We start from the raw sequence: 617 nt of genomic DNA, 5'->3' as shown, positions 1-617 counted from the left end.
GGGGGAGGGGAGGTGAGGGAGAAAGAGGAGGTGAAGGCCGAGCTGCTCAAGACCCCCTCGGGCAAGTTCGAGTTCCGCTCAGGCGAGATGGAGAAGCACGACGAGTTCATCCACCGCAAGCTTGGCATCCCCACGGACCGGGTCGGCTACCCGCAATACCTCCCGGCTAAGTACACCGGCGGCGGCGACCTGCATTTCGTGACGCCCAAGGTGGCGATGCACGCGGAGGGCCGCGGCGCCAATATTCCCACCGCCATCGCCCTGCTTCAGGCAGGAAGACGGTGTACCTGGAGATCCATCCCGACACCGCCAGGAAGCGCGGCATCGGGGACGGCGACCGGGTGCGGATCAAGTCGGCGGTGGGCAGCATCGAGGCGATTGCCCGCTACGCCCCGGGGACCCGGCCGGACACGGTGGTGCTGCCGATGGAGCACGGCCATTGGGCGTGGGGGCGCTGGGCTAAGGGACGGCTGCCCGGCCACTCCGGGGAGGTCACGGCGAACCAGTCCGATCCGATCTCCGGCCTCGCCAACTATTACACCGGCATGGTGACCGTGGAAAAGGCCTAAAGGAGGACAACGCAAATGGCGAAATGGGGAATGGTCATCGACCTGGAC

General features: G+C 66.3%; 1 protein-coding gene. It reads left to right on the top strand.

What is annotated here, in order from left to right; all coding sequences use genetic code 11:
- Positions 1 to 281 precede the first annotated feature (281 nt).
- Positions 282 to 569 carry a molybdopterin dinucleotide binding domain-containing protein gene (locus ACTFO6_RS17475; RefSeq protein ID WP_439935704.1) on the top strand — a complete coding sequence of 96 codons (288 nt, stop codon included), beginning with the start codon at positions 282 to 284 and terminating at the stop codon, positions 567 to 569.
- Positions 570 to 617: the final 48 nt, after the last annotated feature.

This window comes from Pelomicrobium sp. G1, from assembly GCF_051905455.1.
GTDB lineage: Bacteria > Pseudomonadota > Gammaproteobacteria > Burkholderiales > UBA6910 > Pelomicrobium.
The sequence above is the reverse complement of the archived record's forward strand: the minus strand, read 5'-3'. Positions and strand labels throughout refer to the sequence as shown.